At 68.2% G+C, this 26,603-nt stretch carries 32 protein-coding genes; 21 read left to right on the top strand and 11 right to left on the bottom strand.

What is annotated here, in order from left to right; translation table 11 throughout:
* Positions 1 to 27: 27 nt before the first annotated feature.
* The gene (gene serS, locus AC59JP_RS11475) at positions 28 to 1,287 is read right to left on the bottom strand and encodes a serine--tRNA ligase (protein WP_497325909.1); all 1,260 of its coding nucleotides are present in this window, start codon (positions 1,285 to 1,287) and stop codon (positions 28 to 30) included.
* A 10-nt stretch (positions 1,288 to 1,297) separates the two neighbouring features.
* Positions 1,298 to 1,693: an ankyrin repeat domain-containing protein gene (locus AC59JP_RS11470; RefSeq protein WP_497325908.1), complete on the bottom strand. Its 396-nt coding sequence runs from the start codon at positions 1,691 to 1,693 to the stop codon at positions 1,298 to 1,300.
* A gap of 35 nt (positions 1,694 to 1,728) precedes the next feature.
* Here AC59JP_RS11470 and AC59JP_RS11465 point away from each other — a divergent pair, with 35 nt between their 5' ends.
* Genes AC59JP_RS11465 through AC59JP_RS11440 form a run of 6 tightly spaced genes read left to right on the top strand, consistent with a single transcriptional unit; the run spans position 1,729 to position 6,891 of the window.
* The gene (locus AC59JP_RS11465) at positions 1,729 to 2,838 is read left to right on the top strand and encodes a septum formation family protein (protein WP_497325907.1); all 1,110 of its coding nucleotides are present in this window, start codon (positions 1,729 to 1,731) and stop codon (positions 2,836 to 2,838) included.
* Position 2,839: 1 nt separating this feature from the next.
* Entirely contained in the window at positions 2,840 to 3,184 is a 345-nt protein-coding gene (locus AC59JP_RS11460; protein ID WP_497325906.1) for a metallopeptidase family protein, read from the top strand.
* Positions 3,185 to 3,244: 60 nt separating this feature from the next.
* The gene (locus AC59JP_RS11455; protein ID WP_497325905.1) at positions 3,245 to 3,559 is read left to right on the top strand and encodes a PE domain-containing protein; all 315 of its coding nucleotides are present in this window, start codon (positions 3,245 to 3,247) and stop codon (positions 3,557 to 3,559) included.
* Positions 3,556 to 4,707, top strand: coding sequence for a PPE domain-containing protein (locus AC59JP_RS11450; protein ID WP_497325904.1), 1,152 nt, complete (start codon positions 3,556 to 3,558; stop codon positions 4,705 to 4,707). Before AC59JP_RS11455 ends, AC59JP_RS11450 begins: the two co-directional genes overlap by 4 nt.
* Before the next feature lies 1 nt (position 4,708).
* Positions 4,709 to 5,488 (top strand): ESX secretion-associated protein EspG, encoded by a 780-nt coding sequence (locus tag AC59JP_RS11445; protein ID WP_497325903.1) that lies wholly within the window; start codon positions 4,709 to 4,711, stop codon positions 5,486 to 5,488.
* The gene (locus AC59JP_RS11440) at positions 5,485 to 6,891 is read left to right on the top strand and encodes an HNH endonuclease signature motif containing protein (RefSeq protein WP_497325902.1); all 1,407 of its coding nucleotides are present in this window, start codon (positions 5,485 to 5,487) and stop codon (positions 6,889 to 6,891) included. The genes AC59JP_RS11445 and AC59JP_RS11440 overlap by 4 nt, the downstream gene beginning before the upstream one ends.
* Before the next feature lies 1 nt (position 6,892).
* On the opposite strand, the gene AC59JP_RS11435 is transcribed toward AC59JP_RS11440, so the two are convergent.
* From AC59JP_RS11435 to AC59JP_RS11425, 3 genes are read right to left on the bottom strand one after another with little or no spacing between them, the layout of a single operon-like run.
* The gene (locus tag AC59JP_RS11435; protein WP_497325901.1) at positions 6,893 to 7,543 is read right to left on the bottom strand and encodes a histidine phosphatase family protein; all 651 of its coding nucleotides are present in this window, start codon (positions 7,541 to 7,543) and stop codon (positions 6,893 to 6,895) included.
* Positions 7,540 to 8,460 carry a prephenate dehydratase gene (gene pheA / locus AC59JP_RS11430; RefSeq protein WP_497325900.1) on the bottom strand — a complete coding sequence of 307 codons (921 nt, stop codon included), beginning with the start codon at positions 8,458 to 8,460 and terminating at the stop codon, positions 7,540 to 7,542. The genes AC59JP_RS11435 and pheA overlap by 4 nt, the downstream gene beginning before the upstream one ends.
* Before the next feature lie 9 nt (positions 8,461 to 8,469).
* Positions 8,470 to 9,084, bottom strand: coding sequence for a hypothetical protein (locus tag AC59JP_RS11425; RefSeq protein WP_497325899.1), 615 nt, complete (start codon positions 9,082 to 9,084; stop codon positions 8,470 to 8,472).
* Between the two features lie 86 nt (positions 9,085 to 9,170).
* On the opposite strand from AC59JP_RS11425, the gene AC59JP_RS11420 reads away from it, so the two are divergent.
* The 4 genes from AC59JP_RS11420 to AC59JP_RS11405 are packed head-to-tail and all read left to right on the top strand — an operon-like array spanning position 9,171 to position 12,497.
* A complete protein-coding gene (locus tag AC59JP_RS11420; protein WP_497325898.1) occupies positions 9,171 to 9,908 on the top strand; it encodes a DUF2470 domain-containing protein in 738 nt (245 codons plus the stop codon).
* Positions 9,905 to 10,687 (top strand): CPBP family intramembrane glutamic endopeptidase, encoded by a 783-nt coding sequence (locus AC59JP_RS11415; RefSeq protein WP_497326473.1) that lies wholly within the window; start codon positions 9,905 to 9,907, stop codon positions 10,685 to 10,687. The genes AC59JP_RS11420 and AC59JP_RS11415 overlap by 4 nt, the downstream gene beginning before the upstream one ends.
* Positions 10,688 to 10,707: 20 nt before the next feature.
* Positions 10,708 to 11,934: an LCP family protein gene (locus AC59JP_RS11410; protein ID WP_497325897.1), complete on the top strand. Its 1,227-nt coding sequence runs from the start codon at positions 10,708 to 10,710 to the stop codon at positions 11,932 to 11,934.
* A 17-nt stretch (positions 11,935 to 11,951) separates the two neighbouring features.
* A complete protein-coding gene (locus AC59JP_RS11405) occupies positions 11,952 to 12,497 on the top strand; it encodes a ferritin (protein ID WP_497325896.1) in 546 nt (181 codons plus the stop codon).
* A 13-nt stretch (positions 12,498 to 12,510) separates the two neighbouring features.
* Here AC59JP_RS11405 and AC59JP_RS11400 read toward each other — a convergent pair whose 3' ends face one another.
* Genes AC59JP_RS11400 through AC59JP_RS11385 form a run of 4 tightly spaced genes read right to left on the bottom strand, consistent with a single transcriptional unit; the run spans position 12,511 to position 15,450 of the window.
* Positions 12,511 to 13,404: a DUF5926 family protein gene (locus tag AC59JP_RS11400; protein WP_497325895.1), complete on the bottom strand. Its 894-nt coding sequence runs from the start codon at positions 13,402 to 13,404 to the stop codon at positions 12,511 to 12,513.
* A gap of 11 nt (positions 13,405 to 13,415) precedes the next feature.
* On the bottom strand, positions 13,416 to 14,174 hold the full coding sequence (locus AC59JP_RS11395) for a glycerophosphodiester phosphodiesterase (RefSeq protein ID WP_497325894.1): 759 nt from the start codon (positions 14,172 to 14,174) through the stop codon (positions 13,416 to 13,418).
* An 11-nt stretch (positions 14,175 to 14,185) separates the two neighbouring features.
* Positions 14,186 to 15,100: a DUF4328 domain-containing protein gene (locus tag AC59JP_RS11390; RefSeq protein ID WP_497325893.1), complete on the bottom strand. Its 915-nt coding sequence runs from the start codon at positions 15,098 to 15,100 to the stop codon at positions 14,186 to 14,188.
* Positions 15,101 to 15,108: 8 nt separating this feature from the next.
* Entirely contained in the window at positions 15,109 to 15,450 is a 342-nt protein-coding gene (locus tag AC59JP_RS11385; protein WP_497325892.1) for a rhodanese-like domain-containing protein, read from the bottom strand.
* Between the two features lie 165 nt (positions 15,451 to 15,615).
* On the opposite strand from AC59JP_RS11385, the gene AC59JP_RS11380 reads away from it, so the two are divergent.
* Positions 15,616 to 16,539 carry an LLM class F420-dependent oxidoreductase gene (locus AC59JP_RS11380; RefSeq protein ID WP_497325891.1) on the top strand — a complete coding sequence of 308 codons (924 nt, stop codon included), beginning with the start codon at positions 15,616 to 15,618 and terminating at the stop codon, positions 16,537 to 16,539.
* Here the strand turns inward: AC59JP_RS11380 and AC59JP_RS11375 are convergent.
* Positions 16,523 to 17,623 (bottom strand): acyltransferase family protein, encoded by a 1,101-nt coding sequence (locus tag AC59JP_RS11375; protein ID WP_497325890.1) that lies wholly within the window; start codon positions 17,621 to 17,623, stop codon positions 16,523 to 16,525. The two genes, AC59JP_RS11380 and AC59JP_RS11375, sit on opposite strands and share 17 nt — an antisense overlap.
* Before the next feature lie 132 nt (positions 17,624 to 17,755).
* Here AC59JP_RS11375 and AC59JP_RS11370 point away from each other — a divergent pair, with 132 nt between their 5' ends.
* The 5 genes from AC59JP_RS11370 to AC59JP_RS11350 all read left to right on the top strand — a co-directional run bounded on the left by AC59JP_RS11370 (position 17,756) and on the right by AC59JP_RS11350 (position 21,390).
* Positions 17,756 to 18,379, top strand: a complete 624-nt coding sequence (locus AC59JP_RS11370; protein WP_497325889.1) for a superoxide dismutase — start codon at positions 17,756 to 17,758, stop codon at positions 18,377 to 18,379.
* 160 nt (positions 18,380 to 18,539) lie between these two features.
* Entirely contained in the window at positions 18,540 to 19,067 is a 528-nt protein-coding gene (locus AC59JP_RS11365) for a peptidase (protein WP_497325888.1), read from the top strand.
* Positions 19,068 to 19,314: 247 nt separating this feature from the next.
* Positions 19,315 to 19,989: a TMEM165/GDT1 family protein gene (locus AC59JP_RS11360; RefSeq protein WP_497325887.1), complete on the top strand. Its 675-nt coding sequence runs from the start codon at positions 19,315 to 19,317 to the stop codon at positions 19,987 to 19,989.
* Between the two features lie 22 nt (positions 19,990 to 20,011).
* Positions 20,012 to 20,596, top strand: coding sequence for a nucleotidyltransferase family protein (locus AC59JP_RS11355; RefSeq protein ID WP_497325886.1), 585 nt, complete (start codon positions 20,012 to 20,014; stop codon positions 20,594 to 20,596).
* A gap of 26 nt (positions 20,597 to 20,622) precedes the next feature.
* A complete protein-coding gene (locus AC59JP_RS11350; RefSeq protein WP_497325885.1) occupies positions 20,623 to 21,390 on the top strand; it encodes an SDR family NAD(P)-dependent oxidoreductase in 768 nt (255 codons plus the stop codon).
* Between the two features lie 152 nt (positions 21,391 to 21,542).
* Here AC59JP_RS11350 and AC59JP_RS11345 read toward each other — a convergent pair whose 3' ends face one another.
* A complete protein-coding gene (locus AC59JP_RS11345) occupies positions 21,543 to 23,150 on the bottom strand; it encodes a TM0106 family RecB-like putative nuclease (protein ID WP_497325884.1) in 1,608 nt (535 codons plus the stop codon).
* 124 nt (positions 23,151 to 23,274) lie between these two features.
* On the opposite strand from AC59JP_RS11345, the gene AC59JP_RS11340 reads away from it, so the two are divergent.
* From AC59JP_RS11340 to AC59JP_RS11320, 5 genes are read left to right on the top strand one after another with little or no spacing between them, the layout of a single operon-like run.
* Positions 23,275 to 23,913, top strand: coding sequence for a DUF6474 family protein (locus tag AC59JP_RS11340; RefSeq protein WP_497325883.1), 639 nt, complete (start codon positions 23,275 to 23,277; stop codon positions 23,911 to 23,913).
* Between the two features lie 40 nt (positions 23,914 to 23,953).
* Positions 23,954 to 24,484, top strand: coding sequence for a hypothetical protein (locus AC59JP_RS11335; RefSeq protein WP_497325882.1), 531 nt, complete (start codon positions 23,954 to 23,956; stop codon positions 24,482 to 24,484).
* A gap of 38 nt (positions 24,485 to 24,522) precedes the next feature.
* Positions 24,523 to 25,176, top strand: a complete 654-nt coding sequence (locus AC59JP_RS11330; RefSeq protein WP_497325881.1) for a YcnI family protein — start codon at positions 24,523 to 24,525, stop codon at positions 25,174 to 25,176.
* A complete protein-coding gene (locus AC59JP_RS11325; RefSeq protein WP_497325880.1) occupies positions 25,173 to 25,679 on the top strand; it encodes a copper resistance CopC family protein in 507 nt (168 codons plus the stop codon). Before AC59JP_RS11330 ends, AC59JP_RS11325 begins: the two co-directional genes overlap by 4 nt.
* A 4-nt stretch (positions 25,680 to 25,683) precedes the next feature.
* Positions 25,684 to 26,586 (top strand): CopD family protein, encoded by a 903-nt coding sequence (locus AC59JP_RS11320; protein WP_497325879.1) that lies wholly within the window; start codon positions 25,684 to 25,686, stop codon positions 26,584 to 26,586.
* Positions 26,587 to 26,603 lie beyond the last annotated feature (17 nt).

The following is a 26,603-nucleotide window of genomic DNA, read 5'->3' as shown; positions in this document are numbered from 1 at the left end:
ACCCGACTCTGAGCACTGTTCCCCGTGCTACCTCGTCGGGCGCAGGACATCGGTCCCGACGAACGGCTGCAACGCTTCCGGAATGCGAACGCTGCCGTCGGGCTGCTGGTGGTTCTCGAGAATGGCCGAGATCCAGCGCGTCGTGGCTAGCGTCCCGTTCAATGTTGCTGCGGTCTGCGGCTTTCCGGTGTCGTCGCGATACCGAACCGACAACCGCCGCGCCTGGAACGTCGTGCAATTGGACGTCGAGGTCAGCTCGCGGTAGGTGTTCTGCGTGGGAAGCCATGCCTCGCAGTCGAATTTGCGAGCGGCAGACGAGCCGAGATCACCACCGGCGGTGTCGATGACGCGGTACGGCACCTCGATGGCGGCGAGCATCTCCTTCTCCCACCCCAGCAGACGCTGATGCTCGGCATCGGCGTCCTCGGGACGGCAGTAGACGAACATCTCGACCTTGTCGAACTGATGCACGCGGATGATGCCGCGGGTGTCCTTGCCGTAGCTGCCGGCCTCGCGCCGGAAGCACGACGACCATCCGGCGTACCGCTTCGGACCGTCGTTCAGTTCGAGTATTTCGCCCGAATGGTAGCCCGCCAGAGGCACTTCCGACGTTCCGACGAGGTACAGATCGTCTTCGTCGAGGTGGTAGATCTCGGCCGAGTGCGCCCCGAGGAAGCCGGTGCCGGCCATGATCTCCGGCCGCACCAGCACGGGCGGGATCACCATGGTGAAGCCGTTCTTCACGGCCTTCTGCGCCGCCATCTGCAGCAGCCCGAGCTGAAGCAACGCGCCATAGCCGGTCAGGAAGTAGAAGCGCGCGCCGGACACCTTGGCGCCGCGCTCCATGTCGATGATCCCGAGAGCCTCGCCGAGCTCGAGGTGATCCTTCGGATTCTCGATCGCCGGCGGCTCACCGACCGTCTCGAGCGTCACGAAGTCCTGCTCGCCGCCCGCCGGGGCTCCGTCCTGCACGATGTTCGAGATCGCACGATGCGCGGCGTCGAGCGCTGCGTCGCCGGCGCTCTGCGCGGCCTCGGCTTCCTTGACCTTCGCGGCGAGTGCCGACGCGCCCTCCAACAGAGCGGGCCGTTCCTCGGGAGTCGCTTTGCCGACCTTCTTGCCGAGAGCCTTCTGTTCGGCGCGGAGATTGTCCGCCGCCAGAACTGCCGCACGGCGAGCGGCGTCGGCGTCGAGCAACGCGTCGACGAGGGAGGGGTCCTCCCCGCGCGTGCGCTGCGACTCGCGGACTGCTTCGGGGTTCTCGCGTACGAATTTGAGGTCGATCACGGCGACGAGCCTAACGAGTCAACAAAGCCAGGTAATCCTCGCGGCCGAACATACGGGCAGCGTCGACGGCCGTCGGACTCCCGACGGTGGCGTCCGCCCCCGCTTCCACCAAGACATGCACGACGTCGTCCTCGCCCTTGAACACCGCTCCGGCGAGTGGGGTCTGACCCTTGTCGTTCGCCAGGTCGACGTCGGCGCCGCGCTGGACCAGGGCGGTGACCGTCTCCGCATGGCCGTGGTACGCGGCGAGCATGACCAGCGTGTCGCCCGATTGGTTCGCCATGTTCACCGGAACGCCGGCGTCGACGTAGGACGCGAGCGTGGTGGAGTCGCCGGACCGGGCCATCGCGAAAACACGTGTCGCGAGGTCGACCACGTCGTCGCTGTCCTCGTCGTGACCGGTCATACCGGCACACGGTACCGGCAGGCATGATGGTGGTGATGTCCACCAACCCTCCGCCGCCGACCAAAGGACGCCCGGCCTCCAGACTGCCCGGCCTGAAACGACCGGCCTCCGGCCTGCCCGCCACCTCAGCCGGCACAGCCCGCCTGGTGCTGGCGCTGTTCGCTGTCGGAGCCATCGTCGCCGCAGTGGTGACACTCGTCGTCTCGGGTGGATTCGGACAGGGAACGTCGTTGGCGACGGAGGCGGGGCCCGCGGCGGTCGCCGCCAAGGACAGCTCGTTCGGATCCGCGGAACCCGGCCAATGCCTGCAGTGGACGCCGACGGACGACCCCAACACCGACCGTCAGGACCTCACGACCGTCGCCTGCGCCCAGCCGCATCGGTTCGAGGTGGCGTCCAACGTCGATCTCTCGGTCTTCCCCGGGGCCGAGTTCGGGCCCACCGCGCCGTATCCCGACGGAGCTCGCTTCGCGTCCCTGCGCGACGAACACTGCGTCTCGGCCGTCGTCGAATACATGGGTGGCCGCTTCGATCCGACGGGAAAGTACAGCGTCGGGTTGATGTATCCCAGCCAGGCCGGATGGGCCGACGGCGAGCGCAGCATTCGCTGCGGAATTCAGCAGAGCGGCGCCACCAGCGCACTGCAGACCATGGTCGGCGGAGTGGCGGACCAGGACCAGTCGACGGTCTGGGACGCGGGAACGTGCGTCGGAATCGCCGCCGGAGTGCCCACCGACCCGGTCGACTGCTCACAGCCGCACGCGTTCGAGGTGGTGTCGGTGGTCGACCTGACGCCTCAGTTCCCGAACGGGTTGCCGTCCGTCGAAGACCAGGACAACTACCTGGAGCAGACGTGCACCACGGCCGCGAACGACTACCTCGGTGACCCGGAGGCGCTCCGCAACAAGACGTTGACTCTGTTCTGGGACAACGTGGACGCGTCGAGCTGGTTCGCCAACAGCCGGCGGGTGAGCTGCTCGATCGGCAAGGAACTGCAGTCCGGCGGGTTCTCGACCATCGTCGGATCCGCCAAGGGCGACATCACCATCGACGGCGCCGCTCCCGTCGCTCCGCCGCCCATCGCCGACGGTCGACGCCTCCCCACCCCGTTGCCCGGGGCCGCACCGTTCCAGAACGGGAACTGAGATGGCGGTCGAGATGACCGAGGCGGATTTCGAGAACGCCGTCGGCGACGCCCTCGACACGCTGCCCCACGAACTCGCCCGCTACATGGACAACGTCGTGATCCTGGTCCAGGACCAGCACCCGACCGAAGACCTCCTGGGGTTGTACGAGGGCGTCGCGCTGACCGATCGGTACGAGTACAGCGGTCACCTTCCCGACGTCATCGCCATCTACCGACTCCCCATCCTCGACATGAGCGACGACCTCGAGGACGCCAAGCGCGAGATCGCGATCACGGTGGCCCACGAGATCGGTCACCACTTCGGGATCGACGACGAGAGGCTGCACCAGCTCGGTTTCGGATAGGCGGAACCGTCTCGAACTCGCGCGCGTCCAAGTGGGTGAGAGACGAAACGGGGTTCGTTCATGTCCGGTCACATCCTTGTCCAACCCGAGGCCCTTCACGCCGCCGCAGCCGAGCTGGACGCCGTGGCCGCGCGCCTCGAAGCCAGCCTGACCGTCAACACGGTGGCGCTGCGCCCACCTCCGTCCGGCTCCGAGGAAGTGTCCCTGCTGGCCGCCGGGTACTTCGGTGCGCTGGCCGACGAGTTCGTTCCCGCCGCCCTCGCCTCGATCGCCGAATTACACGACGCTGCCGCCACGCTCCGAGCCCAGGCCGAGGGCTACGCCGACGGTGACCGTGTGTTCGGGCAGGCACTCGCCACCGGGGGCCCGCAGTGACACTCGGAGTGACCGGCGTCGTCTGGCTTCCGCGCACCGCGACGGGCAATTCGACGACGCTGATCGCCGGGGCCGGGCCGGTCCCCCTGTCCGCCGCCTCCACGGCGTGGACGAACGTCGCCGCGTCGTACACCGACGCGGCCGCCACCGTGTCGAGGGTGATGGCCGAGCTGGTTCCCTCGTGGGAGGGCGCCACCGCGTCCGCCGCGCAGTCCCGCCTGAGTGCGTTCCTCGCCTGGACGCATTCCACCGCCGAGCTGGCGGCCGAGTCCGCGGCGAAGGCGAGTGCCCAGGCCGCCGCGTACACCACCGCAGCGTTGGTGATGCCCAGCCTGCCGGAGATCGCCGCGGTGAAGGCGACCAAGGCGTCGGCGTACGGATCCGGAGGTGCCCTGAACGGGTCCGCCCAGGCGGCGGAAGCGGCCGACAAGGCACTCGACATCCGCGCCGCGCTGGTGATGGAGGGCTACGAAGCTGCCACCAGCACCCTGGCGGTGCGGCGCGCCGTCCAGCCGCCCCCGCAGATCACGCTGTCCGTCGGCGCCGGTACGGGCACGGGAGTCGGGGCCACCGCACGCTACAGCGACAGCGAGCACGACGTCGACACCCGCCCCGAGTCCGCACGGACCTCGCCGGCGCAGTCGACCATCGCTACGGCAATGTCCAGCACGCAGAACCCGGCCGCGATGCAGACCGCGGCGTCGCAGGCGGCGAGCGTCGGCAGTAGTGCCGCGAACAGTGTCGCGTCGGCAGTCAGCGGGGTCGGGTCGTCCGCGATGTCGGCCGCGGCGGGGTCGAGCAGTACGTCCGGCTTCGCGTACGCAGGGTCTCGGGCGGCGAGCACGGCTGTCGCAGGGTTCGGTGGTGGCACGGAGATCGCCGGCGGATACGGCGTCGAGCGGACACCCGGTTCGTTCGCTACCGGTCCGGCGCTCCAATCCGACAGCCGCGGTTCAGCTTTCGGCGGCGTGATCGGAGCGCCCGACAGCGCGGGGCACGGAAGGGTCGGCGGCGCAGCGCTGCCCGCGTCCAGCGTGCGGTCAGACGACGACCACGAGATCCAAACCCGGTTCGCCGACCGCGTCAGTCACGATTCCGACGGTGTCGCCGTGATCCCGCCGGTCATCGGTTCCGATCCGGACGTGTGAGATGGCAGTGAAGGACGGACTGATCACCGTGGACGCACCGATCGACGTGCACCTCGACGACCACGAGATGGCCTACGTCATGGACAGCCTCGGCATCGACGAGCTGCCCGGCGTCTTGGACTGGCGACCGCAGTACTGTCACGACGACGAGCGTCGCGCGTTATTCGAACTGGCTCTGCCGGAGCTGCGCACCCGCGGGGTCGTGGGCGACACAGGCTTTGTCGATCCGTCTGTTGCACAGTCCTTTCGAACGCTGTCCCGGTCGACGTGGGATCTCGAGATACGTACCGTCACCCGTTCGCAGAGGGTGCCGGTCGTGGATCGTCGATGCCTGTCGGCCGGTGCACACGGACAGGTTGTCGCCGACCGCACTCCGACGGGGTATCACCTCCGTACGTACGACGGCAGCGCAGTGGTCAACCCGGCTGCCCCGCTTCGTTTTACGGGTGTATCCGCGCCGCGCGAGACCATGGCGGTGGCGCTCGACCGACCGCGACCATCGACGTGGATCGCGATGGGATGCGACGACAGCACCACGAGCGTTCTCGGAGAAGCGTTGTCCACGTTGACCAGTCATGTCGAGATCGTGCTGGTCGGTCACCGCGGCGTGGTGCCGGAACGGATCGGTGCGCCCATCGCCTTGTACGACACTCCTCGCGGCCGGATACTGGCCACCACGTCCCACGCGTCGGACGACACCGCGTGGACTGCGTTGGCGCCGGGCACCGACACTCGTGTTCGGTCCGAGATTCAGACGTTGATCGAGCTGTGCCGGGCATGAGGAAGCTGGGGGACTTCACCGACATCGACGACCGGCAACTGGTCGCCGACGCCGTCGCGCTCGCCGAACGCGAAAACACCCTCGCCGCATCCACACTCGCTGCCCTCGCCGAAATCGACCGCCGCGGACTGGCCCACCAGCTCGGCGCCTCCAGCATCGCCCGCTGGTGGGCAAGGGGCACCCGCGTCACCGACGGCCACGCCGCCCGGCAACTCGAACACGCCCACTGGCTCACCGCCTTCCCCGACGTGCAGCAAGCGCTGTACGACGCCGAGATTCACCACGCCCACACCGTCGCCATCCACGACGGACTCGACGCCGTCACCGCCGCCGATCACCTGACCACCGATCGGCAGACCGCGGTCGTCGCGGACCTGCTCGACGTCGCCCGCACCGGCACCACCCACACCATTACCCGCCGAGCCACCACCCTCGCCCTCGCCGCCGCACACGACGCTCACGCCCGCGCCGAGCAAGCGCGAGCCGACGCCGAGTCCGTCCTCACCGACGAGTCGCTCCAACCCTTCGACACAGACGTCGCGCCGAATCCCACGCCTGCCGAACCGAACCCCACATCCGAGCCCACTCCCCCGCCGGTCCCGCCGTCCGAGAACGCAGCACTGAACCGGCTCACCATCACCGCCCTCCCCAACGGCCGCAACCACATCGACGGCAACTTCGACACCCTCACCACCCACCACCTGCGGGCCGCGCTCAACGAGCACTCCGCCCCCGTCCCCGGACCCGACGGCCAGCGCGACCCCCGGCCCGCGGCCCAACGCACCGCCGACGCCCTCACCGTCCTGCTGCACAGAAACTTCGCCGGCACCGGACGCCCCACCTTCGCCGGCACCCTCGACCTCACCGCACTCGCCCAACGCAGCGCCGAACCGAAACCCGCTGCCCCACCCGCCAGCCCTGCCCCACCCGACAACCCTGTCCCACCCGGCGACCGCACTTCCGGCGACTGGCCCTTTCACCTCACCTGGTCCGGGCCGATCTCCCACGCCCTCGCACTTCTCGTCGCCTGCGACGCCCAGCTCAACCCCACCATCGTCGACGGCGCTGGCGTACCGCTCGCCATGGGCCGGACCGTGCGCACCGTCACCGCCGACCAACGCACCGCCGTCACCGTCCGCGACCGCTCCTGCATCATGTGCGGGCGCCCACCGCAGTGGTGCCAGGTCCACCACCTGACCCACTGGGCGCACGGCGGAACCACCGACCTCGACAACCTTGCCCTGCTCTGCGGCGAATGCCACCGACACGTCCACCAATACGGCTACGACATCGTCCTCGGCGACGACCGGCACCCCAGAATCATCCCGCCCACCACCCACGACCCACGCCGACAACCCCACGAAACCCACCACCGACAACAACGACGGCGCCGAGCGGCGTAACTCAGCCCATCGGGTCGTCGACGTCGGCCCCCGACGGAACGGGGTCGAACGGCGGCGTGAACGTCGACCACCGAACGCAGTCCCACCCGTCGGCGGTGGGTACGAGCTCCACCGTCTCGGTGTTGGCGAGGTGGTTGGCGGCTGCGAAGTCGGCGCCCACTGCTCCGATCTTCGCTGCCACCAAGCGAATTGCCGCGCCGTGGCTCACCACGTAGACGGTGCCGGCCTCGGTCCGCTCACGCAGCCCGTCGAGGACCGGAAGGTAGCGATCGAACACGTCTCGGGCCGATTCGCCCCCGGTCAGTCGCGCGTCGACGTCCCCGTCGAGCCATCGTCGATACACATCTTGGAAGGCCCCGTGCGCCTCGTCGTCCGTTCGGTCCTCGAACTCACCGACGTACGTCTCCTGCAACCCCTCGAGGACCTGCAACTCCACCCCGGCAGACTCTGCGAGATACCCTGCAGTCTCCTTGGCGCGCAATGCAACCGACGAGACGACCGCCGCCGTGGGACCGGTGACGGTGCCGGCGAACGCCGCGGCCTGCGCATGACCTTCGGGCGTCAACGCGGCGCCCGGAGGCAGTGTGTCGAGCCGTTTCGCCACATTCGAGAAGGTTTGACCGTGACGCACCAGAACGAGTTTGCCCGTCACTTGTCCACGTCCCGACCTGTGCGCAGGCCGTCGAGCCACGCGGCGCCCGTCGTGTCGGTCGGCGGACCGCTGCCATTGCCCGCACTCGTCGTCGACGGCCACGATCCCAGGAATCGGGTCGGCATCTTGCGATGCAGGGCTACCAGTGCCGCCGCCACTTCCGAGTCGTCGATGTGCCCGACGCAGTCGACGTAGAACCGGTAGGTACCGAAAGACGTTCGCGTGGGCCGTGATTCGATGAAACGGAGGTCGATGTCGCGCATTCCGAATTCGGCGAGCGCGGTGTGCAGGATGCCGGGCACGTTGTCCGGCTTCAGCACGATCGCGGTTCGGTCGGAACCTGTTCGCTTCGGCGGCGTCTGGGGCCGCGTGACGTAGACGAAACGCGTCCGCGCGCCGGGAACGTCGGCCACGGATTCGGCCAGCGACTGCAATCCGAGACGCTCCCCCGCCAACCCCGTGGACACCGCGGCGTCGGCGAGCCCGGCCGCGACGTCCTCCGCGGCGCCCGCGTTCGACGACGCGAATTCCACGACGGCGTTCGGCATGTTCTGCTCGACCCACAACCGCACCTGAGCCGCGGCAACCGGATACGCACGAACGGAGGTGGCGTCGGCCAGCGTTACCCCCGGCCGCCCGAGGATGGAGAACGACACATCCAACTCTGTCTCCGCCATGATCTGCAGGCGGTCGCCCGTCACCAACGCGTCGAGCGTCGGATGTACGGAGCCCTCGACCGAGCTCTCGATGGGGACCACCGCCCCGTCGACCGAGCCGTCGCGCACGAGTTCGAGGGTTGCCGGCGGACTCTGCGCACTGACGCGTTCGACAGCGGCCCCGAAGGCGTCGGCCTCTTCCAGCTTCGCCAACGCCATCTCGGTGAAGGTTCCCGACGGTCCGAAGTAGGCGATACGCACACCCGAAGGTTACGTGCTCCGCCCCCGCGCACCGGCGATTACAGCGTCGAGAGCGGTTGCGATCTCGAGGGCGTGGTCGGTCTCGATTCCGAGCAGAACGGTGCGCGTCGCGGCGGCGGCGTCCGGGTGCAGCGACGTGAGCACGTCGATGTCCGGGTTCGCCAGTCCGGTGGGGATGTCGTCACCGCGTAGCGCGGCGACGGTTCCCGAGATCACCGACAGCACCTCGTCGGCGGTCGCGCATCTCGCGACGAAACCGCCGTCGAGGTGCGCGATCACGGCCAGGAACTCGGCGTGGCGGTCGATCGGGCCGGCGGCCAACCCGGGCGTGTGACCGGCGGCGGTGATCGAGGCGACACCGGCTCGCGGCGAGAACACCGTGAGGGCGGGCGTCGGTCGGAGCTCCAAGACGTCGGCCAGAAGGTCCTCCGGAACGTCGACGGTCATCCGCTCGACACCGACCAGATCGAGAGTCGACGGATCGACGTCGAGCGACATCCGCGTGACGGCGGGCCCGATCATCGGATGGTCGGTGGACTGGGGTGCCGTGGGCCAGAGAAGTTCTTCGAACAGCGCTCGCGGGTCGCGGCGAGGCCGCACACCCAGGGTCAGCATCGTCGGCACCGGACCGATTCTAGTCGTAGCGCTTGCGTGCGAGACCCCACGTAACTTACGTTAGGCATACCTAATTAACAGTTCTTGGAGGTCGTATGACCAGCGTCGCCACCCTCGGCCCGTCCACCGCCGAACGCGTACGCAGCGCGTGCCTGCGGGCCGAGCATGCCGTACTCGCCGCCGAGGGCAGCGCACCCGTCCTCACGTCGGTCCACCACCTCCGCGCCCCCGGTGAGATGGTGCTGGTGGTGCCGTCGGGGTCGACCGATGACGGGCCGGCCGTCCTCGAACTCACCGACCACGCGCCCGTCGAGCTGCGTGAACGCGTACGATCGCTCGTCTGGATCAGCGGGGACCTGTGCCAGGTACCCGACTCGGTCGCGCGGTCCGTCGCGTCCGCGGTCGCCGCCGACTACCCGCATCCCGGGCTGCTGGACGTCGGACACGGCAGCGCCCTGCTCCGGCTGATGATCAACTCGGTCGTCGTGGCGGACGGGTCCGGGGCCGAGGCGGTTGCGGTCGAGGACCTCCTTCGGGCCGAACCCGACCCGTTCTGGGAGGTCGAGACCGGCTGGCTGCAGCATCTCGACAGCGACCACTCCGAGTTGGTCGCCAAGATCGCCCGACGTCTTCCGCCGTCGATGCGTCAAGGAGTCGCCCGCCCGCTCGGTATCGACCGCTACGGCGTCCGCCTGCGGATCGAGGGTCCCCACGGTGACAACGACGTCCGCATTCCCTTCGCCGCGCCCGTCCACGATGTTGCGGGGCTGAGCCAGGCCATCCGAGTCCTGATGGGCTGCCCGTTCCTGAACGGCTTGCGCGCCCGAGACTGACCCCGCTGTGGGGGAGGGTGGGCATACTGGAAATCGTGACCCGCCGCGCCATACGCATCGAAATCGCGGTCGTCCTGATCGTCACCTTCGCGCTCAGCGTCGCGTCGAGCGTGTTGTCGCTGATCGAGGCGGCGATGCAGCCAGGCTCGCTGAGCGACCAGACCGTCGCCATCAACGTCACCCAGTCCAACCTCGGGATCATCGACCTGCTGCGGCAGCTTCTCGGGATCGCGAGACTGCTCGCGTGGGGAGCGCTGGGCCTGTACCTGTTGTGGCGCAGCGGAATCGGACCCAAAGCCATCGGTCTGGCGAAGGCGAGACGGAAGGACATCCTGCACGGCATCGCCCTGGCGGCCGGCATCGGCATCCCCGGTCTCGCGTTCTATCTCGTGGCCCGTGCGCTCGGATTCAACACGACGGTTCTGCCGAGCACCGTCAGCGACTACTGGTGGCGACCGGTCACGCTCACTCTGTCGGCGATCGCCAATTCCTTCGCGGAAGAAGTCGTCGTGGTCGCGTACCTGATCACGCGCCTGAAGGAACTCGGCTGGTCGCGCAACCGTGCGCTCGGCGCGTCCGCACTGCTGCGCGGTAGCTACCACCTCTACCAAGGGCTCGGCGGCGGGGTGGGCAACCTGATCATGGGCCTGATCTTCGGCCGGTACTTCCAGAAGACCGACCGGCTGTGGCCCCTCGTGATCGCTCACGCGCTGATCGACGTGGTGGCGTTCGTCGGTTTCAGCCTGCTCCGCGGGCATGTTTCCTGGCTCCCCGGTTAGGCGCGATTACAGTTGCTCGGATGAACGACCGTGAGGAACCACCCATCGCGCGTCGGCGCGGTGGGCCGCCGCAGTGGTCGAACCAACCCCCGCGGTCGAACCAACCCCCGCGGTCGAACCAACCCCCGCGGTCGAACCAACCCCCGCGGCCCAGCCAGCGCCCGAACGAGATCCCCCGCGCGTGGTCCGACGCCGCGCCTCCGCGCCGCCCGGACCCCTATCGCCAACCGCCTCAGTACCGCGAACCACAGCCCTACAGAGAACCCCCTCGCCGAGACACACCGATCGCCAAACCCCGGAAACGACGCCACTGGGGTCGGCGGATCGGCCTCACACTGCTCGTTCTGCTTCTGCTCGTCGTCGGCGCGGGCGTGTGGGCGGACTCGTCGCTGAACCGCGTCGACGCTCTGACCAACTACGAAGGTCGCATCGGCGACACACCGGGAACCAACTGGCTGATCGTCGGATCCGACAGCCGCGCCGGACTGACCGCCGACCAGGAATCGCAGCTCGCGACCGGTGGTGAGGTGGGCAACGGGCGCACCGACACCCTGCTGCTGGTCCACATCCCGAAGTCCGGCCCGACCACCATGGTCAGCTTGCCCCGCGACTGGTACGTCCCCATTCCGGGCAACGGCACCGACAAGCTCAACGCTTCGTTCGCGATCGGGGGCGCACCGCTCACCGTCCAGACCGTGGAGAACGCGACCGGTCTGCGGATCGACCACTACGCCGAGATCGGGTTCGGCGGCTTCGCCGGGATGGTCGACGCCATCGGCGGCGTCGACGTCTGCGTTCCCTACGCCATCGACGATCCCCTCGCCGGCCTGAACGTCGCCGCCGGGTGCCAGACGCTGTCCGGACCGCAGGCTCTCGGCTTCGTCCGCAGCCGCGCCACCGCGCTCGCCGACCTCGACCGCATGAACAACCAGCGACTGTTCTTGTCGGCGCTGCTGTCGAGGGCGACGAGCCCGTGGACGCTGATCAACCCGTTCCGGCTGTGGCCGCTCGCGAGCGACACGGTGAAGTCGTTGACGGTCGACGACGGCGACCACATCTGGAACCTCGCCGCGCTCGCCTGGGCGCTGCGCGGGGACATGGTCACCACCACGATCCCGGTCAGCGGTTTCGAGGACGTCGACGGATCGGGCAACGTGTTGCTCTCCGATCGCGATCGCGCGTCCCAGTTCTTCCAGCTACTGGCCGACGACCAGCAAATTCCTCCGGAGCTGAGAACGTCGGGCTGACGGGTAACCTGCTCACCATGACCAGCACCGTGCAGAACAGCGATTTCCACGTCTTGCTGCGTGAGCAGGTGCGCCACGAGTTCACCGCATCGCAGCAGTACATCGCCATCGCCGTCTTCTTCGACGGTGCCGATCTGCCTCAGCTCGCCGCGCGGTTCTACGCGCAGGCCAACGAGGAACGCGGCCACGCGATGATGATGATCCAGTACCTGCTCGACAAGGACCTCGAGGTGCGCGTTCCCGGCGTCGACGACGTCGTCTTCGAATTCTCGAAGGTGCGCGAGCCGGTGGAGTTGGCGTTGGAGCAGGAGCAGAAGGTGACCGAGCAGATCACCACCCTGGCTCGCACCGCCCGCGACACCGGCGACTACCTCGGTGAGCAGTTCATGCAGTGGTTCCTCGCGGAGCAGATCGAGGAGATGGCGGCGATGACCACGTTGCTCACCATCGTCGACCGCGCCGGTGACAACCTCTTCCACATCGAGGACTTCGTGGCACGCGAGATGAACAAGGGCGCGGAGAAGTCCGTCGGCGCCCCTCGCGCCGCCGGCGGACTCGCCTGAAACGAAGCGCTGGCTAACGCAGCGTGACCTGACGACTCCGCAGCCCGTCGCGCGCGCGACGTTCCTCGGTCGTCATCGGCGACGTGTCCGCGAGAGCCTCGTCGAGTCGGCGACCCAGCTCCTGCGTACCCGTCGCCCATTCGTCGGGGTGGAGTTCCGGGTCCAGGTCGAACACCGGGACCAGCAGACCGTGCGTGCGGAACGACCCGGCGAATCGCGATCCCTCACCGAGGTCGAGGTGCCCTGCCGCCTGCAGTCGGGCGAGCGCGTGCATCAACGCGTCCTCGTCCTCGGGGCGAACCCACCGCAGGTGCGCCTTGTCGCCCGCGTCCACCCAGTACGCCGCGCTGACTCCGTCGGCGGTGATACGGGCCGACGGAAGGATTGCCGAGTTGGCCTGCTCGATGGTGGCAGCCACGTCGTCGTCGGGGGTGGTGCCTTCCGGGATCCACCATCCGAAGTCCTTGTGCACGGTGATGTCGAGCGGGGCCGATCCGTCGACCACGTCGATCAGGCGCGGGCTGCTCGCGGTTCCCGCCTTCAGCGACTGCCCGGGCTCCGCGGTCTTCGCCCAATCGATGGACGCGCCGATGTCGAGCGAGAGATCGTTGGATTGCACCTGGACTTGCAGGGCGACGAAAGCTTCGTCGTCGCGGACGAGTGCGGCCACCGCGCCGGGCAGAACCGAGGCGAGGGTGAACGGCCGATCGGTGTCGGTGACGGGGAGCGGCGCCGTCGCGGACGCCACGAACTCACGGAGCGCTATCAGGTCGCACTCGAACGCCAACCCTTCGAAGGGCCGCACGGGTGCGGTGGCGAGCGCCTCGCGCTCGGCCTGCCGCTGCTCTTCGAGTGCCTTGCGCGCGCTGTTCTGCTTCGGTCCGCTGTTTCTCTTGCTCTTACCCACGAGCACTGAACTTACAGCGCGGCGCCGTCCAACCACGCCGAGGTTCGGCCGGGGTGGTTCGTCGCCACCCAGCGGACGCCGATGTCGCGGCAGAACTCCAGATCGTCTCGATCGTCGACCGTCCAGCAGTAGGTGGCGCGGCCGGCCGCCGCTGCGCGGTCGACCAGGTCGGGGTGCTCACGCAGCGTGCGAATCGACGGACCGATCGCCGTCGCGCCGACGGTCGTCGCCGCGCCGCCGCCGACGTAACGAGACGCGTTGCCGAGGAGAACGGTGGGAAGCAGCGGCGCCGCGCGGCGGATACGCCACACCGCCGACGGGGCGAACGACATGATCACCGCGCGCGACAGCGTCGCCGATCCGGGACGGGCGATGCCGTAGCGGTGCAGCTCGGCCAGCACCGTGTTCTCGATCAGACCGCCGTAGCGCACGGGGTGCTTGGTCTCGATGAAGATCTTGGCGGGCTTGGTCTTCCAGTCCAGCACCAACTCGATGAGCTCGGAGAGCAGCAGAACGTTCGCCGGATCGTCCGCGGTGCCGTAGTCGAATCCGTTGAGCGATTCGTACGTCATCGCGCTGACCGTTCCGGTGCCGTTGGACGTGCGGTCGATGGTGCGGTCGTGCACGCACACCACCTTGCCGTCCCTGGTCAGACGGACGTCGCACTCGAGACCGTCGGCACCTTCGCGCAGCGCCTGCTCGTAGGCGGCGAGCGTGTGTTCGGGCCGAGCGGCGGACGCGCCGCGGTGCGCGACGACGAGGGGAGTCATGCCGGGGTGTGTCACGACACTGCCACCGTCCACCGCGTGATCTCCCGCACGTGACCGCGGAAGCTGCGGTCCTGCACGCGCCGAATGACGAGAAGCGTGAGCGCGGCCGTCCCCGCGGCGATCAGATCCGCGATCCCGGTGAAGAGGACGCCGTACGCCTGCGCTGCCAGTCCGTCGCGCAGGCGCCACAGCACCACACCCACCACCACGAACCAGTTGAGGACCCAGGCGGCCCACCACCATCGAACGACGCGATGACGCGTCAGTTCGGTGAGGAAGACGCCGGGCATGACCAGGTTGAGGACCGGGACGAGCGAGCCGACGACGATGACCCACCCGCGACGCGGATCGAGTTCACCGTCGGCCGCGAACATGTCGCGGCGAGCCACCCGAAGCCAGCAGACGGACGCCACGATCGCGATCGCACCCACGATCACCGATGCCACCGACAGGCACACCTCGGCGGCGTCGGACACGGCGAGCTCGAGCGGGGAGATCAGGCGGGTGCGGTTCTGCAGGAGAACACCGAAGCGGAAGAACTCGGCGAGTGCCGCCGCCACGAGCAGCACGATCGCGGCGACGAGATAGCGCGGCGCACGCTGCGCCATGTTCTCGAGCCATGTCGGCGTCGTCGGCGCCTCGGTGCGGGGCGTGTCGCGCAGGCCCCACTGCGGTGTCTCGCGGTAGGACGGGGTGGGCTTCGGAGAGGCGACACGACGCCGTGGGCGCGACGGAACGGGACTGCGAGCGACCCACCTGAACCCGTGGACGGGCGCACGACCGCCGCGTGCGGACATTCCGGACGCGGGCCGGCGACCGTCGGTCGGCGCGAGAAGCACCCCGTTGCAGCGGCGGCACCAGGTGGCCGGCACCGCGCCGACAGCCCAACGGGTACCGCAGCGCGCGCAGACCTGGAAGTAACTCACGGGCGCGGTCAGTACACCGACGCGGGACGGCCGTCGTCCGTGGTCAGCGGCCGCCCGGCCGCCTGCCACGCCGCCATGCCGCCGTCGACGTTGATCGCCTCGATGCCCGAGTGCAGCAGAAACCGCACTGCCTGCGCGGACCGTCCACCGACCTTGCAGACCACGTAGAGATCGGTGTCGGGGGCGATTTCGCTCATGCGCGCGGGGATCTCGGCCAGCGGAATGTGGACGGCGCCCGGCGCATGTCCGTGCTCCCACTCGTCGTGCTCGCGGACATCGAGCAGAGTCACCGTGGGCGACGGGTCGGGTACGTCTGCGACGTGCACCGTCGGTACGCCTCCTGAGGTCACCCCACGATCCTGTCACGACCCTCGTGCACCCTGCCACCGGCCGTGCGTCGACACTGCCTGCGGTTATCCCCAGTTTCCACAGGTCGATCCACAGAAACCGGTAACGCGCAGGTTTCCATCCCCAGACCCCGCGGTCCGGTATGGGGCACGGCTACAGTTTTTCTCATGGAATTGCGAATCTTCACCGAACCACAGCAGGGCGCGACCTACGACGATCTGCTGCGCGTCGCCACGGCGGCGGAGGAGCTGGGCTACGGAGCGTTCTTCCGATCCGACCACTACCTCGCGATGAGCGGCGACGGCATGCCCGGCCCCACCGACGCCTGGATCACCTTGGCCGCGCTTGCGCGGGACACCTCGACCATCCGGCTCGGGACCCTGGTCACGTCCGCGACGTTCCGCTACCCCGGCCCGCTCGCCATCTCGGTCGCCCAGGTCGACGCCATGAGCGGCGGACGTGTCGAGCTCGGCCTCGGCGCCGGCTGGTTCGCCGAGGAACACGCCGCCTACGGGATTCCCTTCCCGTCCGTCGGTGAACGGTTCGACCGCTTCGAAGAGTCGCTGGCCGTCGTGACCGGACTGTGGAAAACGCCTGTGGGAGAAACATTCTCGTTCGACGGCACGCATTTCCCGATCACCGATTCGCCCGCGCTCCCGAAGCCCGCGCAGTCGTTCCCGCCCATCGTGATCGGCGGGATGGGCAAGAAGCGCACCCCCGAACTCACAGCGCGATACGCCGACGAGTTCAACCTTCCGTTCGCCTCGGCCGACACCGCGTCGGCGCAGTTCGACCGTGTCCGCGCCGCCTGCTCGACCGCCGACCGCGATCCGGCCTCGATGATCTTCTCCAACGCACTCGTCCTGTGCTGCGGCGCGACCGAGGCCGACGTCGTCCGTCGCGCCGGTGTTCTGGGGCGTGAGGTCGACGAGTTGCGCGCCAACGGTGCCGCCGGGTCTCCGGCCGAGATCGTCGACACGATCGGCAGGTTCGCCGAGCTCGGATCGTCGCGCATCTACCTGCAGACGATGGACCTGACGGACATCGACCAGCTCGAACTGGTGGCGAGCGAGGTCATGCCGCAGCTGTGACGGCGGGGCGGCGGCCGGACCACCGCGCGGTGATCCACCGCGCGGCCGGCACCTCGACCCAGCGGTACACGGCGTCCGCGACGAGGCCGGTGATCAGCAGGAACACGGCCACCGCCACCGTCGACCCGACGTGGGGAGCGAGCAGCGCGTAGATCCGGTACAGGACGAGCGTGTGCAGGAGGTAGATGGTGTAGCTGCGCGTCGCCATCCAGTCGACGATGCGCGAGCGGGCGAACCGGCCGTCGTATCGCGCGAGCAGGAGCACGGTCCCGGCGATCAGCAGCACCGTCCACAGGTGGGCGTGCTGGCCGACGTGGAACGCGTCGATGTCCGTAGCGAAACGAATGACCTCGAACTGAGCGAGCCCGGCGGCGACGGCCCACCGCCACGACACCAGCCGCGCCCACGCCAGGTAGAAGATCTGGCCGAGGAAGACGGTCGGCAGGGTGGCGGCGATCTTGTCGAGCATCGGCAGCGTGTACTCGACCGGGACGTTCGCCGTGTAGACGAGCACCGCGAAGCACACGGCCGCTCCGATGAGCGGCGACACGATCGGGCGGCTGAGCAGCAACCGCCGCGTCGCCACGCAGTAGAGGTAGAAGAGGATCTGCACGCTGAGCGTCCAGGTGACACCGAGCACGACCACCTCGGGACGCTGGAAGAACCCGACCAGGAAGAAGCTGCCGACGGCGTCCGCGAAGCCGATGCCGTCCTGCCGGGAGAACATGCCGTTGACCCCGAGACCCACCAGCAGAATCGCCAGCGCGACCGCGAACCAGAACGCGGGGATCAGCCGGGCCCCTCGCGCGATCAGGTACTGCCGGGGCGAGTGCCGCATCGCGGACGCCGTGGACACCAGCCCCGTGAGGATCATGAAGAACGCGACGCCGACGAACGACAGGTGCTGATTCAGCCCGCCGTACTTCACCAGGCCGACGGCGACACCGTCGATGAGCCACCAGCTGGTCTGCAGGTCGTCGACCAGGTAGTACGACACGTGCGAGTAGACGACGGCCAGCACCGCACCCGCTCGGAGCAGGTTCACCCCCGTGAACTGGATCCGGGGAACGGCGTCGGCAGACATTCAGCTGATTGTATGGTCCCGTTCACCTTCCCGCGGACCCCGGCGGTGGTGTTGTTGCGCGAGGTGTACGAATGGGATTGGCTGGGTACTTCCGCAGCTGTTCAAGGTTAACGAGCAAGAGAAGGGAACCACGTGTCCGAGTACACACTGCCCGACCTCGATTACGACTATGCGGCACTCGAGCCGCACATTTCGGGACAGATCAACGAGCTCCATCACTCGAAGCACCACGCCACCTACGTCGCCGGCGTGAACACCGCGATCGAGAAGCTCGCCGAAGCGCGTGACAAGGAAGATCACGGCGCGATCTTCCTCTACGAGAAGAACCTTGCGTTCCACCTCGGTGGCCACGTCAACCACTCCATCTGGTGGAAGAACCTCTCCCCCAACGGTGGCGACAAGCCCGAGGGTGAGCTCGCAGCCGCGATCGACGATCAGTTCGGATCGTTCGACAAGTTCCGCGCGCAGTTCACCGCGGCCGCCAACGGTCTCCAGGGATCCGGCTGGGCCGTTCTGGGCTACGACACGCTCGGTAAGAAGCTGCTCACGTTCCAGCTGTACGACCAGCAGGCCAACGTGCCGCTCGGGATCATCCCGCTGCTGCAGGTCGACATGTGGGAGCACGCCTTCTACCTGCAGTACAAGAACGTCAAGGCCGACTACGTGAAGGCGTTCTGGAACGTCGTCAACTGGGCCGACGTTCAGCAGCGCTTCGCCGCCGCGACCTCGCAGACCTCGGGGCTCATCTTTCCCTGATCTCATCGCGCCGACAGCCGCATCCGAGTACTTCGGGTGCGGCTGTTTTCGTGGTGCGGGTTGGCACTCGTGTGGCCTTGTGTGCCAGGCGGTGTTCATGGAAAGTTCTTTTGACCCAACGGAGTGTGTTGCTGTCCGCTGGAATCGGTAGGAGAACGACATGAACGCTCGCGGTCACATCGGGGTTGCTCCATTTCACTCGGCGGGATCCCTGCGCGGGTTCGTCATCTCGGGCCGCTGGCCGGACACCACCAAGGAGTGGGCGCAGCTCCTCGCCTTCACGGTGCGTGTCGTGTCGACACCGGGTCTTCTCGGAACGTCGACCGTCTTCGGAGTTCGTGAGGAACTGCCCGACGATCCGCAGCCCGGCACCATCGGCCTGGTCATGGCGGAGGGGCCCGTGATCGGCGAATCTGCCGTCGGCCCGGGGCGTTTCGCGGATCGGCAGCCGTCCGCTCTGCTCATGCTCCATCCCCCGTCGGAGACCATGCCGTCGCTCCCCGAGTGCGTGGGTGCGGCATCGGGGTGTGTGCTTCTGCCGGGACTGCCGCACCTAGGTCTCGAGCACCGCGCGGCGTGGGTGGAGGCCGAGGCCGACGGCACGGTGACGTCGATGGTGAGCCGGGTGGGTCTCGATCCGATCAGTGATCCCGACACCGCAGTTCTGGCCATGCTGCTCGCATCCTGAAGGGTACCCTCAGTCGCAAGTTCGGGTCCCCAAACTTATTGCAGGAGTTGCACTTTCGAAAATCGGTCCTTATTGTCGTCTTCAGCGAAGGGGAGTAGCCCCCAATCGCCGCGTCGACATACTGGCCTCGTGCCCGGTGCGGTGAACCCGCCTGTGCGTGAAAACCGGCCCTCCAGGGGCGGAATTCGCGCACAGGGGGTGGGCGAGACCTTCGGTCCCTGACCGAAGTGTCCTCTGGAGGTTCTCGATGTTCGCTGCTCTACTGCTCAGTTTCGGTGTCATCTTCGTCGCCGAGCTCGGTGACAAATCCCAGCTCATGGCCATGACGTTCGCGCTCAAGTACCGCTGGTGGGTCGTCATCTCCGCCATCACCGCCGCCACGACGGTCGTGCACCTCGTCTCGGTCGCCGTCGGCCACTTCCTCGGGCTGTCCCTGCCCACGAACCTCATCGGGATCGTCGGCGGCATCGCCTTCCTGATCTTCGGCCTGTGGACCCTGCGCGGAGACTCCCTCAGCGACGACGAGACCACCAAGGCCGACAAGGTCACCAAGTCCGCCTTCTTCGCCGTGGCCTCGGCCTTCTTCCTCGCCGAACTCGGCGACAAGACGATGCTCGCCACCGTGACCCTCGCGTCCGACAACAACTGGGTCGGCGTCTGGATCGGATCGACCGTGGGCATGGTCGCGGCCGACGCCCTCGCCATCGTCGTCGGCGCCGTGCTCGGCAAGCACCTCCCGGAACGCCTCATCCAGTACGGCGCGGCCACGCTGTTCTTCGTCTTCGGCGTGTGGCTGGTGCTCGAGGGCCTCTACCCCGAGACGTCCGTCGGCGTCGTCGCCGCGGTGGTCACCTTCGTCGTCGGCGCGGCGCTGACGTGGCGGCGCCTGAGTGTCGAGCGCGCCCGTGCCGACGCGCTCTGAGTGACGTCCGACCGGCCTTCCCGTGACATCCGACCGGCCTCCGGCCTTCCCGCCGTTCGTCGCGGCGGTCCTGACCAACCCGATCAACGACGCGATCCTGGCGCGTGGCCACGAACTGGGCCACCCGGCCTGGTACCTCGCCGGCGGTGCGGTGTTCCAGACGGCGTGGAACCACCTCGACGGCCGTGATCCCACCGCCGGCATCAAGGACTACGACCTGTTCTACTTCGACACCGACCTCTCCTACGAAGCGGAGGACGCGGTGATCACCCGCGCCCGCGACCTGTTCGCCGACATCGATGCCGACATCGAGGTGAGAAACGAAGCGCGCGTTCATCTTTGGTACGAGGAGAAATTCGGTACACCCGGACGGCAGTTCACCTCGTGCGAGGACGCCATCGATCACTTCGCCTCCCCGGTCTGCTCCTTCGGCGTGCGCAGGGACGCCGACGGCACCGTCGCGGTCCACGCACCATTCGGATACGACGACCTCTACGACCGCGTCGTGCGGCCCAACCCGGCCCTCGTCACCCGTGAGGTGTACGAGGCGAAAGCTGCGCGGTGGGCGCGGGAGTGGCCGGGGGTGACCGTCGTAGGCTGGCCGTGATTCAGTCGACGACGAAGGGAAGTTCAGTGGAGATTGCGGGAACAGCGGCACTGGTCACGGGAGGCGCATCCGGTCTCGGAGCCGCCACGGCCGAGCGACTGGCCGGACAGGGCGCGACCGTCTTCGGTCTGGACCTCGCCGCGTCGATCGAGAAGGCAGCCGGATCCGTCCCGGACGGCGTCACCCTGATCGAAGCCGACGTCACGAGCGACGAGGGTGTGCGCGCTGCGATCGCGCAGATCGCCGAATCGGGAGTGCCGTTGCGCATCGTCGTCAACTGCGCCGGCGTCGGCTGGGCCGGACGCATCCTGTCGAAGAAGGGGCCGCACGATCTCGAGCTGTTCCGCACGGTGATCACCATCAACCTGCTCGGCACCTTCAACGTGATGCGCCTCGCCGCGGACCACATGCAAACACTGCCGACGGTCGACGAGTCCGGACAGCGCGGTGTCGTCATCAACACCGCATCGGTCGCGGCGTTCGAAGGCCAGATCGGCCAGATCGCCTACTCCGCGTCCAAGGGCGGCGTGCACGGCATGACCGTCCCGGCGGCGCGTGACCTCGCTCAGTTCGGCATTCGGGTCAACACCATCGCACCCGGAATCGTCGACACCCCGATGCTCGCCGGCGTCGACGGCGAGTACCGCAAGGGACTCGAAGCGGGCGTGCCGTTCCCGTCTCGCCTGGCGAAGCCGAGCGAATACGCGCAGCTCGCGCAGATGATCGTCGAGCATGACTACCTGAATGGCGAGACCATTCGTATGGACGGTGCCCTGCGAATGGCGCCTCGCTAGAAAACTTCTGCAATCGGACCCATCCACCCTGCACGGTGGACCGAATTGCTACCCGAGAGACCCGCTGACGCTGCCGACCCCCGACCGGTAGCTTTGGCGGGTCTCTCGCTTTTCAGCTGCCATTGTCGAACCGTTGACGACCAATTCTTGTCTCACGCCACCGGCACCCGCAGGTCGTCCGCGGTCGGGATCTCCGCGGTCGCACGATCGGCCATCCACCCCCGCAGGGCCCGCGTGGCCTGCACGTCGTCCTCGTTGTACTCGAGCAACCGGGTGCGTTGGGACAGGTCCGATTCACCGTCGTAGCCGACGGCGTCGCGGTACCACCCCATGGACGCCTCGCCGCCGGCCTCGTCGTCGCGCCACGTGAATCCGGCCACCGGCGCCACCTTCTTCAGGCCCTTGCCCGACGGGCACACGAAGTTCTCCGACACCGCGACGTACATGTCCACCCAGTCGGGCCCGTCGATGAACTCGCGAATCTCCGCCTCGGTGGGGACGCCCGGCATGCCGTCGAAACGTCGCGCGGAGTCCAGCAGCCACTTGTCCTCGGCCGACCGCGAGTAGCAGTACGCGGCAAACGTCTGCCCCGCGGCGTGGGCGTCGGCGCGCCGGTCCATCAACCACCCCCAGAACTCGGCGAAGGACCGCGCCTCGTCGAGCGTCGGCACCGGCTCCCAGGTCAGGAACGCGCGGTACTCGGGTTCGGTGCCGTCGCGCCGATCGAGCAGGGTGCCCCACATGTACGCGCCGTGTTCCTGGTAGCTCTCCATGTCGACGTCGACCTCGACGTCGGCGCGCTGCACCGTGATCTCGTCTCTGCGCCGGACCAGTGGAACCTTCGTCAGCCACGCACGAGCCAGCACGATGGCCTCGGCGAAATCACCGTGCGGCCAGTTCTCGGGGACCCCGCCGGTCCACCGCGCTAGCTCGTCGATCGTGCGGATTCCGGCCGCCCGCAGTGCGTCCGCGCGTCCGCCAGGAGCGACGAGGCTCACGTCGTGCGCCTCCTCGAGCTGCGTCTTGCAGTCCGACCACCAGCGACACGAACGGCATTCGCCGACGCGCGACGCTGCCGTCAGCGCCCGGCCCTGTGCCACGGCCAGCCGATCGGCGAAGCGCTCGTCGTACTCGCCCGCGACCGCGGCCAGGTCGTGGACCAGCATGCAGTCGGCTCCGAACCCGATCACGCCCCCGAGGTCGGATGCGCCCGCCAACCCCGCGGCGCCGAGCAACCGATGCGCGTGGACCAGCGCCAGCTGATCACGCAACTGCGACCGCACCTTCCGGGCCTCGTCGACGTGCGGATCCCACACCCCGAGCGGCGACGTGACCGCACCGGAACCGGGATCGGTGACCTTGTGGTTGACGACCAGAACCGGGGCGTAGCCACCCTGCGGGTCAGCCATCAGCATGTCGCAGCGGCCGCGGCGGCCGTCCTCGTCGTCCTCGGCGAACACCGCGCCCCACACGATCGGGGCGCCGCTGCGACACGCGTCGACGGTGGCCTCGATGCGGGCCGAGCGGGGAAGGTCGACGGGTACGACGACGGCGCCGAGGGTAGCCATCTCGTCCCTGATCACCTCGCGGTGCGCAGCGGCCGCTTCCCGGCGCTGAACGACTCCGGCGTCTTCCTTGACCCCGCGCAGCAACGAGCCGTACGCGGTGTCGAGATACAGCCGATGACGGCATCGGGTCAACGGCCCTGCGTCGATCGTCACCCGCGGCACGGCCGGTCGGTGATAGGCATCCGAGGTCATCCTCGCAGCGTAGAACCAGGGGGTGACACGATCGCCGAGACAGCCCGATAGGCTCGTCAACGAGTACCTGTCGCTTCTCGAGCGAAGACTGCTTCCGACCGACTACAGAGGGGGATCGTTCGCGATGGCCTTGTTCCCGAAACGTACCTCACGCTCCAGGCGCAAGGCCGAAGCAAAGGCGCTGCTGCACAAGGCGAAGATCGAAGCGAAGCTCAACGCCAAGAACGAGCGCAAGCAGCTCAAGGAACTCGTCAAGAACGACAAGAAGGCCCTGGCGAATCAGCAGAAGCTGGACCGGGCCGCGCTGAAGACCTACGAGGCCCAGCAGAAGGCCGCCAACGAGGGCAAGCTGACCGTCGGCAAGGTGCGCAAGTACATCGCCATCGCCCGCGTGGTCGCGCCCATCCTGATGCCCATTGCCTACAAGCTGTCGACCGTCGTCCGCGCCCAGCTCGACGAGCGTCGTGCCAGCCGGATCGGCGTCGGAGTCGGCGAGCTCGCCGAGTTCACCGGTCACGGCGCGAAGTTGAGCGCCCGGATCGCCGGTGCGGAGAAGTCGATCAAGCAGATCGAGTCGACGCACGCCGGCGACGAGGTCGGCAAGTTCGTCTCCGCGATCTCGGGTCGGCTCACCGAGCTGAACACAGCCGTCCGCGCCGCCGAGCAGATGCCGCCCGCCCGCCGCAAGATCGCGCACGCCGCCATCGGCAACGAGCTCGACGGCATCGAAGCCGACATCCTCGCGCGCCTCGGCGTCCGCTGACCCCTGCGCAAGCCCGGTAAGACGTAAGAGCCCGTAAGACATGAGAGCTGCCGTGACACGTGAGCTGCGCGGGGGCTGTGTGGGCGCCCTGACCGCCGCTCTCGCCGTCGCAGCGCACGGTGTGGCCGGCGGCGGAGTTCCGTCGTCGACGTCGTGGGTGTTTCTTCTCGCGCTCTGCGTGTGCGTCGGAGTCGCCGCCGCGACCGCCTCCCCGTCGGCACCGTCGTTCCCCGTGCTCGTCGGGTGGCTCGCCGCGGGTCAAGGCGTCGCGCACTGGGCTCTGTCTCTTCACCTAGGCCCGTCCGATGCGGCCATGACCCACGCGGCGATGACCGCGCCGATGTGGGGAGCACACGCCGCAGCCGTCACCGCGTGCGCGCTTCTCGTCGTCGCCGCCGAACGCCTGTACGGACCGATCACCTCGGTGCTGCGCGCACCGTTGCTGACACCGCTCTCCCGGCCCTGGGTGGCGGTGACGCTGCTCCCGACGTCGGATGTCGCCGCAGCGCCGCATCGAACCGACCTCCGGTTCGACATCGCGAGACGTGGACCGCCGGTCGCGTCGTTCTGACGCACCCGTACATCCACCCCTTTCGACGAAAGAACATCGTGAACACCTCTCTTACTCGTGCCCTGAGCACGACCGCACTCACCGCTGCCGCCGTCCTGGCGGGCGCCGGCATCGCCTCCGCCCACGTGTCCGTCAGCGCGCCGGGCGCTGCCCAGGGCGGATACACCGTCCTCGAATTCCGTGTCCCGACCGAATCGGACACGGCCAGCACCACCGCCGTCACCGTCGAGCTGCCCGGCCTCGCCTCCGCTCGCACGGAACCCATCCCCGGGTGGACCGCCACGACCCAGAAGGACAGTGGTGATCTCGTCACCTCCGTCACCTGGACCGCCAACCCCGGCGCGGGCGTCCCGCCGGGCGAGTTCCAGCGTTTCGTCGTCTCCGCCGGCCCGCTTCCAGCGCAGGACGAAGTCGAGTTCCCGGCCACGCAGACCTACAGCGACGGGTCGGTGGTCGACTGGAACCAGGCCCCGACGTCGACCGGGGAGGAACCCGAACATCCCTCTCCCACGCTGGAACTGGCAGCCGGATCCGACAACACTGCCGCGCCGTCCGGCGATTCCGCGTCCGCCGCTCCGAGCTCGTCGGACTCCGACACCACCGCACGGTGGCTCGGCGGAGCCGGCCTCGTCCTGGGGGCACTCGGCGCAGCACTGGGTATCGGCGCGACCGTCCGGAGCCGACGCTCGTGACTCGGATCGCCGCGCTGATCGTGGGGGTGCTCGCGGCGCTCGTCCTCTCGGGCGGCGTCGCGTCGGCGCACTCCGTTGCGGTCTCGAGCTCACCGGAAAACGGCTCGAGCGTCGACGCGGGACCCGCGCAGGTCAGTGTGACGTTCAACGAGGCCGTCCAGTCACAGTTCGCCTCGTTGACGGTTGTCGGTCCCGACGGAAACCTGTGGTCGCGTAGCGATCCCACGGTGTCCGGCGCGACCGTCTCGGTCGACGTCGGTGACCTCGGTCCGACCGGGACCTACACGATCGCCTACCGCGTCACGTCCGCCGACGGTCACCCCGTCAGCGGAACCAGGACGTTCACGCTGACGACGGCCGGCTCGGGCACCCCCGGCCCGGCCGCCGACGCCAACGCCGCGTCGGACTCGTCGTCGGGCGGAGTTCCGTTGTGGCCGTTCCTGATCGCGGCTGTAGTGGTCTTCGCGGGCGGTTTGTTCTTCGCCCTCCGCAAGAAGGCCTGAGCAGGTGGGACGGCGGTACGCGGCCGCGGCCGTCGTCCCCACCGGCCTCGTCGGTGTCGCGGCCGGCTGGGCGCTGTCCCAGCCGACCGGATCCGACGGCGGCAGCGTCGTACGGGTTCTGTCCCTTCTCCTCGGTTCGTGCGTGCTGGGTTTCGCCGTGCTGGGACTGTTCTCCCCACCTCGATGGAGGCCGATTGCGGCGCTGTCCGCCGGATGGGTTGTGGCAGAGGCATTTCTGCTCGTCCTGGCCGCGGCAGACGCGTCGGGGCGTGCGATCTGGTCGGTGCCGGTCCCGGTCTTCGTGAATTTTCTCCAGACGATCTCGGTCGGTCAGATCGGCGTCGCCACCATGGTCTGCCTGATCGTGATCACCGCGGTCGCTGCTGCCGCCGCACGATCGGATGCGCAGTGGTCGACGGTTCTGATCGTCGTACTCGCGTCCTTCGCATCGATCGCCCGCCCCATTTCGGGGCACATGTCGCAGCAGCCGTTCGGGTCGCTGCTCGACGTCTTCCACGTTCTGGCCGCATCGCTGTGGCTCGGCATGCTGCTCGCCATGGCGCTCACTCTGCGAACCAGGCGCGACTGGGCGCAGATGCTCCCGCGCTACTCGCGAATCGCCTTCTGGTGCGTGCTGGTACTGCTCGTCTCCGGGGTCGCGAACGCGCTCGTGCGCATACGCACCGTCGACGCACTTCTCGGAACGGGCTACGGACACATCGTGATCGCCAAGACCGTCGTGACCGTTCTCCTGGTCGCGGGCGGATGGCGATTGCGCCGAATCTGGGTGTCCCGGATCGGCGATCACGGCGTGCCGGACTCCGAATCCTTCCGGCACGCCGTGATAGAGACGTCGGTGATGGCAGTCGGATTCGGGCTGGCGGCAGCGCTCGCGACTACGCCGTAGCGTTTTGTACTGTTCGA

This window comes from Rhodococcus sp. 320_ES (assembly GCF_059691855.1).
Note: the sequence above shows the minus strand (reverse complement) of the source record. Positions and strands in the feature narration are given on the sequence as shown.